9 protein-coding genes and 1 pseudogene are annotated in these 11,575 nt (G+C 56.2%); 7 read left to right on the top strand and 3 right to left on the bottom strand.

Features of this window, described 5'->3' with window-relative positions; all coding sequences use genetic code 11:
• Nucleotides 1–36: 36 nt before the first annotated feature.
• Nucleotides 37–513, bottom strand: a complete 477-nt coding sequence (locus tag XI06_RS07410; protein ID WP_271604951.1) for a CDP-archaeol synthase — start codon at nucleotides 511–513, stop codon at nucleotides 37–39.
• A gap of 303 nt (nucleotides 514–816) precedes the next feature.
• On the opposite strand from XI06_RS07410, the gene XI06_RS07405 reads away from it, so the two are divergent.
• A complete protein-coding gene (locus XI06_RS07405; protein ID WP_237874413.1) occupies nucleotides 817–1,755 on the top strand; it encodes a metallophosphoesterase in 939 nt (312 codons plus the stop codon).
• 462 nt (nucleotides 1,756–2,217) lie between these two features.
• Here XI06_RS07405 and XI06_RS07400 read toward each other — a convergent pair whose 3' ends face one another.
• Complete coding sequence (locus XI06_RS07400; RefSeq protein WP_237874415.1) at nucleotides 2,218–3,513, bottom strand: O-acetylhomoserine aminocarboxypropyltransferase/cysteine synthase family protein; 1,296 nt, start codon at nucleotides 3,511–3,513, stop codon at nucleotides 2,218–2,220.
• 164 nt (nucleotides 3,514–3,677) lie between these two features.
• On the opposite strand from XI06_RS07400, the gene XI06_RS07395 reads away from it, so the two are divergent.
• From XI06_RS07395 to XI06_RS07380, 4 genes and pseudogenes are all read left to right on the top strand, one after another.
• Complete coding sequence (locus tag XI06_RS07395) at nucleotides 3,678–5,108, top strand: sensor histidine kinase (RefSeq protein ID WP_333909313.1); 1,431 nt, start codon at nucleotides 3,678–3,680, stop codon at nucleotides 5,106–5,108.
• A 1-nt stretch (nucleotide 5,109) separates the two neighbouring features.
• Nucleotides 5,110–5,492 (top strand): annotated as a pseudogene (locus XI06_RS07390) (response regulator).
• 2,322 nt (nucleotides 5,493–7,814) lie between these two features.
• On the top strand, nucleotides 7,815–8,048 hold the full coding sequence (locus XI06_RS07385; protein WP_237874397.1) for a hypothetical protein: 234 nt from the start codon (nucleotides 7,815–7,817) through the stop codon (nucleotides 8,046–8,048).
• A gap of 150 nt (nucleotides 8,049–8,198) precedes the next feature.
• Complete coding sequence (locus XI06_RS07380) at nucleotides 8,199–8,432, top strand: hypothetical protein (protein WP_271604950.1); 234 nt, start codon at nucleotides 8,199–8,201, stop codon at nucleotides 8,430–8,432.
• Between the two features lie 421 nt (nucleotides 8,433–8,853).
• Here the strand turns inward: XI06_RS07380 and XI06_RS07370 are convergent, their stop codons facing one another.
• Nucleotides 8,854–9,075, bottom strand: coding sequence for a hypothetical protein (locus XI06_RS07370; RefSeq protein WP_271604949.1), 222 nt, complete (start codon nucleotides 9,073–9,075; stop codon nucleotides 8,854–8,856).
• 1,176 nt (nucleotides 9,076–10,251) lie between these two features.
• Here XI06_RS07370 and XI06_RS07365 point away from each other — a divergent pair.
• Nucleotides 10,252–10,482 carry a hypothetical protein gene (locus XI06_RS07365; RefSeq protein ID WP_237891958.1) on the top strand — a complete coding sequence of 77 codons (231 nt, stop codon included), beginning with the start codon at nucleotides 10,252–10,254 and terminating at the stop codon, nucleotides 10,480–10,482.
• Nucleotides 10,483–11,124: 642 nt separating this feature from the next.
• Complete coding sequence (locus XI06_RS07360; RefSeq protein WP_237891956.1) at nucleotides 11,125–11,427, top strand: hypothetical protein; 303 nt, start codon at nucleotides 11,125–11,127, stop codon at nucleotides 11,425–11,427.
• Nucleotides 11,428–11,575 lie beyond the last annotated feature (148 nt).

The following is an 11,575-nucleotide window of genomic DNA, read 5'->3' as shown; positions in this document are numbered from 1 at the left end:
TCGATGCCTTCACTCCTGAGGAATGCGCCAACTACCTCAAAAATTCAGGCTATCGAACTTAATGCCATCACGCTTTAGCGCGCCAATAAAAAAGATTCCGACGCCAAGCGCTATGTCTGCGATCGTCAATGAAAGCGCGTCGCGGCATGCCAGCATCGGAAACAGGGATTCGGGAATCTGATCGAGCCCGAGTGCCCGGCTGCTCGGCGGATAGTTTAGGCGGCGCTTCAGGAAGCTGGAGAACAAATCCCCCGCCATAGCCGCGCCCGCTACGATTGCACCGATCGTCAGATCCAGACCGATAAGCGGAGCGCATGCTGTCGTGATGAGGACTGAGACAAAAATACCGCGGATGGTTTTCGACGACCCAAACAACGGCCTCCGATCAAAAAAACTGATGTCGGCATCTACCGGGAAGGAAAAACGTGGGCCATAAATCTTCTTTGCAACGATCGGTGCGCCGTTCGCCAACGCCATTAAAACCAACAATTGCAGAATATGCAGAAATTGCATTTATTCAGGCTAGCTTATAGTTGCATCCGACGGTAGTTCGATCTTCCTTGACCATTGCGGGCGCCCTTCAGTAGAAGGTCTTGCGCCGGTCATCCAAGACCCGCGGTCGTCCTCATCCTAACCTAAAGTCGCTGCTCGGCCGCTCCGACTTGATCAAATAGCGATGCAGTTGGCTGCAGTGCACGAGCTAAATGACCCAACGCGACATTTAGTGGAAGCGTGGGAATTAGCCACTGTCGGGTTGACCTTGGCCTCATGAGAATACGCTATATCTACCCGAAGGCCGTTCAAAAGGACTAGCTGGTGGACGAAGACATTCTGCGCAAGCTCGAGATCCGTCTCGGGCCGCTCCATGCCCGGCAGCGATTGGGGATTGAGAGAGATCACGAAGCTCAGGTATTTGGCCAGGGCCTCACATTTTTCCACCTTGAAAACTCATCTTGGGCCGAGTGGATCATTCGAAATGTTTTGAAGGTAACGGGGCTCTACTGGCGTGCACGACAGAACGCAGAACGCATTCTCGTCAAACGAAACGACATGAGGTTCAAGACATTACCGCCCCTCTTTGAAGGTTTCACCATTCTCCACATTAGCGACCTTCACGTCGATATGAATAAAGCTGCCATGAATCGACTCATCGAGCTGGTTGGCGGCATGCAATACGATGTGTGTGTCCTAACTGGCGATTATCGGGGTCGGACTTTTGGGCCATTCCAGCCGGCGCTGGATGGCATCGCCCGATTGGGAACTCATCTGAAACAGCCGATCTACGCCGTGCTCGGCAACCACGATACGATTCAGATGGTTCCGGGGCTCGAAGCCATCGGCATCCGCGTGCTGCTCAATGAATGCGAAACAATCGTTCGCAACGACCAACGGATTTTTCTAGCGGGAATCGACGATGCACATTTTTTCAGAGTGGATAATATGGAGAAAGCCGCTCTCTCGATACCTCGCGGTGAATTCTCGATCTTACTGTCTCACACGCCGGAGGTTTATCGTCAGGCTGCCCATGCCAATTTTGATCTCATGCTGAGCGGCCACACCCATGGCGGTCAGATTTGTCTCCCCGGATCCATTCCCATCAAACTCGAGGCGGTGCTGCCAAGACGGATGGGGTCGGGGCCTTGGCAGTACGGCGATATGACCGGCTATACTTCCGTGGGCGCGGGCTCGAGCGTCGTTCCTGTGCGCCTCAATTGCCCGCCGGAAGTTACCTTGCACCATTTACGCTGCGCCTGACGCTGACACTAACCTGATGCATCATTACGTACACGAGCCCGCAACAGAAGCCGGAGAGAGAAGTAGCTCGCCCGTGATGTCGATGGAAGCTTGGCAGAGCTCAGGTGTCTTGACTTCACGCCTCCATTCTCTTCTTCTGAATTCTCAACGTGTTGTTGAAAGGATTCCATCGAGCTCAAGCAGGCAATTCCTCAATTGCGGGACGCCCCATGAGATGTGGGGCGTTGAAGTCGACGAAAGTACCGAGCCGTTGTGGTCGGCCGTTCGCCGACTTCTTCCATAACAACTGAGAACGCTGCGGACGTAAGTCGAATTGCAACTCGCCTCCTGATCGTGTCGGCGCAGGGAGGATATGCTGACCTGCGATGGGTCGCGCTCCGAGCCCCTCTGCGATCCAGTCCAAAGAGCCGTGAAGCGACGCCGCGGTGCCGCTCCCGCGACGTCAGTTCTTCGAAAAAACTCTCAAGCGATCGCGAGTGCTTGATCGAGATCAGCGATGATATCTTCTTGATGTTCAATTCCAATCGACAGGCGAACATATCCCTCCGTTACTCCTGTCTTCAGTTGTTCCTCCGGCGTAAGCTGTGAGTGAGTTGTACTCGCAGGGTGAATTGCGAGGGAACGGGCATCGCCTATGTTGGCGACGTGATAGAACATTTTCAGTGCGTCTATGAATTTGCGCCCCGAATCACGACCGCCTTTCAGTTCGAAACCCAACAGTCCGCCATAGCCTCCTCTCAAATAAGTATCGGCGCGAAGCTTAGCATTGCCTTCCATTAATCCGGGAAAGATCACTCGCGTTATCTTTGGATGTTTCGATAAATAAGCAGCGACAGCATTCGCGTTAGAACAGTGTTGCCGAATGCGCAGCGGCAAGGTCTCCAGGCCTTGTATAAACATGAAGGCATTGAATGGCGACATGGCAGCGCCGACATCGCGTAGGAGCGTAACACGTGCTTTAAGAATGTACGCTATTGGACCGAGAGGCTTCACCGCCTGCGTCCAAATCGCGCCATGGTAGCTTGGGTCCGGCTTGTTGAGCATGGGAAAGCGGTCTGCATTCTTCTCCCAGTCGAAGTTGCCTCCGTCCACGATGACCCCGCCGATGGAGGTGCCGTGACCGCCTATGTATTTCGTCGTGGAATGCATCGTAATTGCGGCACCATGCTTGATCGGCTGACAAAGCACCGGACATGCCGTGTTGTCCATAATGAGCGGAATGCCGTATTCACGACCAATTTTTGAGACCTCGGCTATTGGAAAGACGGCGAGCTTCGGGTTTGGCAGCGTCTCGCCGTAGTAGCACCGCGTCTTGAAATCTGAAGCTCGCCTAAAATTTTCGGGGTCTGCGGGATCGACAAAACGGCACTCGATGCCCATCGTGGCCAATGTGTTCTGGAACAGATTCCAAGTGCCGCCATAGATGTCTGTCGAGCAGACGAAATTATCACCAGCGTGACAGATGTTTTGGACCGCGAACAATGAGGCAGATTGCCCAGAGGCGAGTGCAAGCGCGGCAACGCCGCCCTCAAGCGCGGCAACACGCTCCTCCAAGACCGCCTGAGTCGGATTCATAATGCGGGTGTACACATTTCCCAGCTCCTTCAGCGCAAACAGGTTTGCTGCGTGCTCCGTCGAGTGAAATTGGTAAGAGGTTGTCTGGTAGATCGGTACTGCGACCGCAGTTGTTGCGGGATCGGCGCGATAAGTACCCGCATGCAAGACGAGCGTTTCTGGATGAATACTCTCCGTCGGCATAGATGACCCCTTTCTACTTTTAAACAATTCGATTAGGCTAATAATCGCGGATAGATCGCAATTGTTAGGCGCAGAGCAGCAATGAAACGACGCGCCGGGCTTCTAAAAAAACGAAGGAATGCGTCAAAGGCGCGTAGGTGCCAAGTGGGGCACGGAAGCATAGCGTGCCTGCAGTCGCCACGGAACTAGAAATTGATAGACTCATTCGTGAGCTCGAGGAGGCAGTGGAACAACAGGCTGCGACATCCGAGGTGCTTGAAGCCATCAATCGCTCCGGCTTCGATCTCGGTCAAGTCATGCAGATCGTTGTCAGCACTGCCGCGCGCTTGTGCAAGGTCGGCCCTGCGGGCATTTTTCTTCTCCAAGACGGCGTGTACCGGTACTGGGCCGGTCAACATGTGACGGAAGCGTATCGTGAGCACGAGAAGCGTGCCGCCATTCGTGCGGGGCGTGGCACGATCGTCGGCCGTGCCGCGATGGAGAAACGTGCCGTTCAGATCCTGGACGCTCTTGAAGATCCTGAGTACGAGGACAAAGAAGCGGCTCGCGTCGAAAATCTTCGCTCGATGCTAGGAGTACCTCTGCTGAGAGATGAACGGTTAATTGGTATCTTTGCTCTCGCTCGGAACTATGTCGAGCCGTTTAGTGACAGCCAAATAAAGCTTGTCTCGACTTTTGCGAACCAGGCAGTCATCGCCATTGATAGTGCGCGCTTATTCGAACAGGTGCAGACGCGTACACGCGAGCTTGCGCAATCCCTCGACAATTTGCGCGCAGCTCAGGATCGCCTGGTTCAAACGGAAAAGCTTGCGTCACTCGGCCAGCTCACGGCCGGTATTGCTCACGAAATTAAGAATCCGCTGAACTTTGTGAACAATTTTGCAGCGCTATCGGCGGAGTTGACGGACGAATTGAAGGACGTTCTGAGACCAGCGGCGCTCGACGCCGCTCTTCGTGTCGAGGTAGACGAACTGGCCGGCCTACTAAAAGAAAATCTGTCTAAGGTCGTGCAACACGGCAAGCGTGCCGACTCGATCGTCAGGAACATGCTGCTGCATTCGCGTGAAGGCTCAGGCGAAATTCGGTCGGCCGATATCAATGCGCTCGTCGACGAAAGTCTAAACCTCGCCTATCACGGGGCCCGCGCGGAAAACCCGGCGTTCAATGTCACGCTACACCGCGACTTCGATCCGCAAGCCGGGGAAGCCGATGTGTTTCCGCAGGAAATCATCCGCGTGTTGCTCAACCTGATCTCCAATGGATTCCACGCAGTGACCAAACGTAAGGCTGAGAACGGTTATGTCCAGTTCGAGCCGTGGGTCGCTGCGAGCACGCGCGGACGTGACGACTGTGTCGAAATCCGCATTCGCGACAACGGCACGGGCATCCCGGCCGCGGTGAAAGAGAAGATGTTTACTCCTTTCTTCACCACGAAGCCGGCGGGGCAAGGCACAGGGCTTGGCCTTTCTATCAGCCATGACATCGTCGTAAAGCAGCATGGCGGCGCAATAGAGGTTCTGAGCGAACCCGGCGTATTCACCGAGTTTATCGTCATTCTTTCACGAAAGGCGCGAGGGAAGATTCTGGAGAGGTGAAGTGAGCACATACATCGTGGTTGTTGACGACGAGCCAGACGTGGAGAGCATGTTCCGTCAGCAATTCCGGCGGGATCTGCGTTCAGGGCGTTTCGTGATGGAGTTCGCTTTGTCCGCCCCGGCCGCGTTAGAGCAAGTGAAGTCAATTCCAGATCCGTCGCTGCTTTTGATTCTCTCAGACATTAACATGCCGGGAATGTTGAGATGCTGCCGAAGGTAAAGGCTGAACGTCCGAATGTTCCAGTCATCATGATCACTGCGTACGGGGATGATGCGACCAGAAAGAGGGCGACCGAACTCGGGGCGGCAGGATTGCTTCCCAAGCCGATAGACTTCGGTCTGTTGCGCCGGGAAATCGATGAGCGTTTGGAAGGGGCAGCTTAGGTCTGCTGACCGATCGCTTCGGGCGGCGGAGACCTGAAGCAGCGGGCTTAAGTTCTTCCGGCCGTAAAGCCGCTTTCATCTCTGGGGACGTGTGCTCGCAATCCACCTTTTTTTCGTCGCGCCTCTTGGGCAGTGCAAACGCTCTGGGTGTGCAGAAGATGGCTGAGCGGGTATCGGCCGCTGGGTGTCACCACCGAAAACTGTGTACCGGCAAAATTACTGTTTGGACCGGGGTAGCTCCAGCGAAATCTTCAGAGAAGATCACCGAACTCGTTTGCGCAGGTATGCTCGCGCCTAAGGTGAGAGAAAACAGCACAATCGGTAAGACATTTTTCCATTATAGTCGCGCGGCCGAGTAAAGTTTCGCGCGCTTCCTTCGGGGATGCCTCAACAAAGCCGGACACATGCTCGCCGCATTGAAGCGGCACATATCCGAGACGTCCATTGACGTCCAAGCTAACCGTGGCCGCCGCGTCTCGCTACCAGATAGTCGTATTGAATTCGCGATGCTCCATTGTTCTTGCTTTCACGCGCTTCCGTGCGCGGCTTGCGATCAGAGCAGCACTACAGGCTAACACTCCGATCAGAAATCCTGCCAGCATTTTGCTCACCGATGGAATTGCTATGTTGCACTCCAGCGTGCGGATGAAGAAGCGTATTCCTCCAGCCCTACGGCTCGGTCCGCCCCAAATTTTCCCTAGCCCGAGCAGTTTGCTTGTCAAACTGCTCGTCGACAAAAGTTAAGACCAACCGTCGCGCGTTGACCTGTAAGCTTCTCGAAGGCTTTGATTAGACGGAGCATCTGAAGATCTTCGACGGCTGGGGGACATGGCAAAGACCTCGTATAAAATGACCAGCTCAAATTCCGGAAGAATTATGCAGCGGGTCTGGGGAATTGGGAACATGAAATTTAGAGGAGGGTTAAGTGGAGCCGGCTCCAAGGCTAGCGGGTGAGCGGCGCCGGCTGTCCCTCATTACCCAAAGCTGGGGCCATCTCTCTGAGACCTTACAAAAGAACGAGCTGACCAATGAGACGGCTCTCTTAGGACACCATTAGTCCGAATCTGGCATGATGCGTTTTGGGATGGGGCCGTGGGGGACATACGCGGTCTCGCTCAGAGGCCGAGGCCCGCCAGCTTGCCAGCCCCGGTGGGCCTCCCTCACAGGTCAGACCAGCCCTAAGTTCCTGAACCGGAAAACCTTTTCTTTGTACGACGAAACAAGCCTGAAACAATCTTGTGCTTTGTTGAGCACACCGGGCTGGTGCATTTCTCTCTTAAAACTCTTTCACCCGGATCCTTTTTGAAGGCAGGCCGCAGCCCGCCCCCGGCTGCGCCTTTTTGCTTTTGGCTAACACCCGGCGACATCGCGGGCGAACCGCGATCCAAACTGTCGATCGCGAAGATTTTGCTCCGCACCGGAAACCCCAAACGACGGGCGCGAAACCAGAATTAGCTCTCAACGAAATCGTCCTAAAATAAAGTGGGCCGAGAGTGAAAGGCGTCGAGCACGGGGGATGTCACCATGCTAGTCGTGATGAACTTCATTTGGCGGCGGCTTGCCTTTACGATGTTGGTCGGTATGAGGTCGACCCTCGTACGGCGATGAGCGTAGAGGCGGCTGTTGTGTAGAAGGCGACAACATGCCCAGAGAGATAGCGATAGCCCTTTGGTCCTTAGCCGCTGCGTGCGTCGTTGCATTCGGTTTGGCCGCTCTAGTTGCGCCCCATTAGAGGCAAGAAAATGCGCCCCTCTGGTGCTGAACTGCGCCATCGTCAACATTTCGATTGGCGGTGCGTGTGATCCCTGACAAGTTTCATCTGCTAATGGCCGGTGAGATCGGTGATCGCCTTTGTGTGGCGCAATGACGACGGTCCCAAACCCCGCAGGTGTATCATCGTGGTCGTGCATGCCGTAAGAATAGCTTCCGACCGCTCAGAAAGCGTTGCCAAAAGTTCCCGACGGTAAAGACATCATCAACATTGCTATGCGACGTTGTGCAACCATGGAAACAGAACGATCGCTAGAAGCCATCTTGCAGAGCCTTCGGCGGCGGGCAAGACGCCGCCCGGTCTTCAATCAACATCACCGCCAGTTTCTCGATCGACTACACGACCGCCATTGGATCCCGAGTTCTAAGCTGGACGATAGACCAAAAACTAGGCTCGCCCTCCTCCGAAACGGATGTATGGAGCAGCGCTCCGCAAAAGGCGATATCGAATACCGCATAAGCGAAGCCGGGCTGGTAGCGCTCACTCGACCGAGAGCGTCAGGCACTTCTTGCCAAACATCTGCACGGTCGTAGCTGCATGATGAGGCGACTGTGTCCAAGGCCCTAGAACTAATTGTCGACGGCTACGTCAAGGTGAGGGATCGACGCGCCCTAACGGAATTGTTGGCTCATCGTCGCAAGTTGGTCGCTGACCTGCAAGCCGTGTCGGGCATCGATCCTGAAAAATCGCTCGCCGTGGTTCAAGCGGAACTGGCGCTAATCGAGGCCGGCCTTGAAGCGCTGAAGCCGCCGCCCGGCTCGATACCGGATAACGAGTGGGGTTAGAAGGCGGTTTGCGCCCAACCACTTCAACACTAACCGAACAGAAATACAATTGCTGTTACTGTGGGGACGCGCTTCCGTACTAGCGCATTCGCATGGGCACGAAGCCCGCTCTCTCTCTCCGAGGGCGGGCTTCTTTTCTGAGATATAGAGATGAGGGTTAACAAGATCACATGGGATAAGATCGGCCGCGTAACCGAGCCCGGCCGATACAGGTGCTTCTTCGGCTATTTGACCGTGACGTCAGAGGACATTGAAGTGTGGTCACGCTACCCCGATGCGACGTTCACGTTAATTGCGAAGCTATCAACCGACCGGTCCGCGGGCGAAGACTACCGCCTGGGCGCTTTCGACATCGGTGATCCTCAGGGCCGGCGCACCACTTGACACAAGAGAGGCAACTTCGGCCAAATCTTGTGGCAACCGCGAGCACTGACTTTTCGTCAGTTTCGAGCGCGATCTTCTGAGCAAGCATGACGTCGCCAGCCGCCAAGCCACATTCAGGAACGAAGCACCACCCGAATTTGGGTTGCCCTTCTTCATCAAGCTCTAAAACATTGCTCACATTGCCTCGGTGAATTCGATACCGTCGGCCAGCGTGAGACCCGATGACTTCGAAATAATCGTCCGCATCAAATTGCGCGCGCTGTTCTGGACATAGCCACGCTCGCAAGGCGCAGCGCACGCGTTTCCCGGTCATTTTGCTTGGCGTAGCTTCGGTAAAAGGCACGCACAGCCCGCAAGCTGGCAGCCCTGCTGCCGACGCCGCTGCCTCTAAACAGAAACACCGGCCCCGCCAAGAAGAGTTTTAGCCGCCGACAATACGCGGATAGAACAGCGTTTCGTCCGCGGCTGGATCAAACGTTCGCACGACATTTAGATCGCCCGTCTTCGTTCGGGAAGCAGCTGTAAATCCTTGGCGAGTCAGCTCGCCAAAGCGTCGTTCAGCATCGGCCAAACCCTTGCGGTCATTCCGGTCAAAAAAGTACCTGCTGTCACCCGTGTGGTCCAATACGATCTGAGTAGCCATGGAAAACACTCCGCATATTAGCCAGCGACGGCGGGCGCCGTTCCAAATTTTTCAGCCAGATTAAATCTCCCTTTGGCCACTCCGACGGAGCCGAACAGCGCGCCGCCGCGACCTGACGCCGGCGCAGCGCGCCAAGCTAATCGCGAACCGACAGGCTGCTTATGAAGCCGTTCATCCGAAGACGAAGCACGGCGGTCGCGGCGTGGATCAAGTGGCCAAGTTGGCCACTTGAAGAACGACCGCTTCACGCCTTCACTGCCGCGAAGACCGGGACGCCGGAACGGTCGATCCAGCACGACCCAACCCGCGCTAAGGCGCTAGGCCCCGATCTGGACCTTCGTCGGGAGCGTCGGCGAGCAAAGGCGCGGTGACGCTAATGATCGCCCCCGACGCTATCGACGCGTTTTGCTTCCAAAGCTGGCGACCATTGACATGGCCTTTTCGCGGGGACAACCTACGGCTGTTTCAGTCCGCGATTTCAGAAAGTGGTATTTGCGTAATGGCGATGAAGACCGTTTTGTCGGAGATATTGAAACACGAACTCTGTAAACGTGGGTTTCACGGCGTATCCGACACCGATTGCTCGGACATTGTCGGTCAACTGCTTGAACAGATGAGGGACCTCGAACTAAAGCTCGCCGTTCGAGAGCTCGTTGACAAGCTCCCAAAGAGATAGCCGTCGGCCAGCTTCGTTGGTTATGGGCGCCTTCCCGGTTCGCACGACCCAAGGACACGCTGCGGATTGATTTGCGCAAAAGTCCATCCCTTCTCTCCAGGGAGAGCAATTGCCTTTTGCCGCGCGACGCGGTTGAATTCCGTCTTCGAGGGAGTTGACGTATGCGAACCACATGCGCCGTTGCCACGGCATTCTTGCTCGCTCTTCAGGTTTCTGTTGTGCCGGTGCCCGCTGTCGCGGCAGGCGATCAGAAGGCGCGTTGCACTGGGAGCGCTACGGTGGCTCTCCCTAAGGTCGCGGGCCTCAAGGTCATAAAATCCGTTACGCGGCCGATGCCGGCCGAGCAGCTGGCAAACTGGCGCGGTCAGTCGACACCCATCATTGTCGATATCGATACCGACACGCCCGGCGGGGGACAGCGCTATTCGTACATTTGCGCAAATGATCCGAAAGGCGGAGTTTTCGTCCAGCGGACATTCACTCCAGCAGGCCCGTGAAATATGAACCGACTTCAAAAGTTCATCGAACAAGGAGCGTTTGGCGAGCGATCCGGCCGCACGGCATACGCTTTCAATGCTACCGTCTTGCCCGAACCGACCAAAGGTCTCGATTGGCGACCGGCGCATGACTTCAGCCCCGGCGATGCCATCCTGCAAGATCCCGGCCTAAAGCAGTTGTTCGCAAGCGCCATTAAATACGGATATGCCGTCGCAACGCGAGCCAGCAACTAACGACAGGCATCGCGGCGAGGGGCCGCCGTCCCCTCAGTCGGTGGCCCCGCCCAATAGCTTGCAAGCCCGATTGTGAGCGTCTCACTTCTCCGAATTCGTAGCAAGCGGCGGCTGACCGCTCCGCTGCCGGCACGTATGGGCGCGCCGCAGCTCTAGCGTTTGCTCTTGGAGAGATGCTCCGCAATGTTCTGCGCACGCCGCTCTCTCGCTTCGGTACCGAGGCGCGCGACGGTCGTTACGACCGCCGCGAGTAGGGCGGCCCAAACGCAGATGCCGAAAATAAGTAACGCAAGCTTGCGCACGTCAGCCTCGGCGGGAGCGAGCCGCCGCGCCGAATATCATGGTGCGACGGCTCGCCTTTGGGTAAGTCCGGACGGGGCAATGTCCGGTGATCAAAACCGTATCGTGCTCGGCGAATGCAGCAAGCATGTACTGGAGTTAAGCTTGATGTCCGCGCTGGAGGTTAAATCCGGAACTGGCCAAATGTATGCGGCCGCCTTCCGCGCGCAGTCGACGCCTTGATATCGAGGCTCAGGCGAAGCGGCGGCTTGCTGAATACGATGCAGCGGAGGAGCGAGGCGAAATGATGGGCCCGACAGGCGGGCGAGATGCAGCGGGTCAAGGATCAGGACCGGCTGCCAATTGGCAGACGTGGGTATTGATAAACGCGAAAGTCACGAGGCGCCCCAAATCCGCGACGCTGAAGCGCGAGACCCCGGTGTCGTTCGCCGGACCATCGACGCCGATGAAGGGTGTAAGAACCCAATTCCAACATTTGTTGGGGTCGGCAGATTTGCCTTCGGTTATTCGGTGATCGCTCAGGGGGCCACCATGAATGACATGCAGCTGCAACTTGAGACGTTGCGGACGGAAGCCGCGCGGGCGCGGGCGGTGGAAGTGGGCAGTCTGTGGGCCAGAAGGAGGAGCAGTGATGACCGGCTCTGAATGCAGCCGTGCGGGTGCGAGGTACATGGCGGCGCGGGCTCTGTTCACGCGGCGAGCGCATCACGTGCGATGCTGGCCGGCGAGGGGGGCGTCACCTCAAGCTCATCAGCATTCCGGACAGGTATCGCCGATCGATTCCAACACGCTC

The sequence above is a fragment of the Bradyrhizobium sp. CCBAU 11434 genome (assembly GCF_028128895.1).
GTDB classification, from domain to species: Bacteria; Pseudomonadota; Alphaproteobacteria; order Rhizobiales; family Xanthobacteraceae; genus Bradyrhizobium; species Bradyrhizobium zhengyangense.
This window is presented reverse-complemented; position numbering and strand designations above follow the sequence as displayed.

Excerpts from the sequence above, each read along its gene's own strand:
- XI06_RS07410 (WP_271604951.1), bottom strand. The coding sequence starts at position 513 with ATGCAATTTCTGCATATTCTGCAATTGTTGGTTTTAATGGCGTTGGCG.
- XI06_RS07400 (WP_237874415.1), bottom strand. The coding sequence starts at position 3,513 with ATGCCGACGGAGAGTATTCATCCAGAAACGCTCGTCTTGCATGCGGGT.
- XI06_RS07380 (WP_271604950.1), top strand. The coding sequence starts at position 8,199 with ATGAGGGTTAACAAGATCACATGGGATAAGATCGGCCGCGTAACCGAG.
- XI06_RS07370 (WP_271604949.1), bottom strand. The coding sequence starts at position 9,075 with ATGGCTACTCAGATCGTATTGGACCACACGGGTGACAGCAGGTACTTT.
- XI06_RS07365 (WP_237891958.1), top strand. The coding sequence starts at position 10,252 with ATGAACCGACTTCAAAAGTTCATCGAACAAGGAGCGTTTGGCGAGCGA.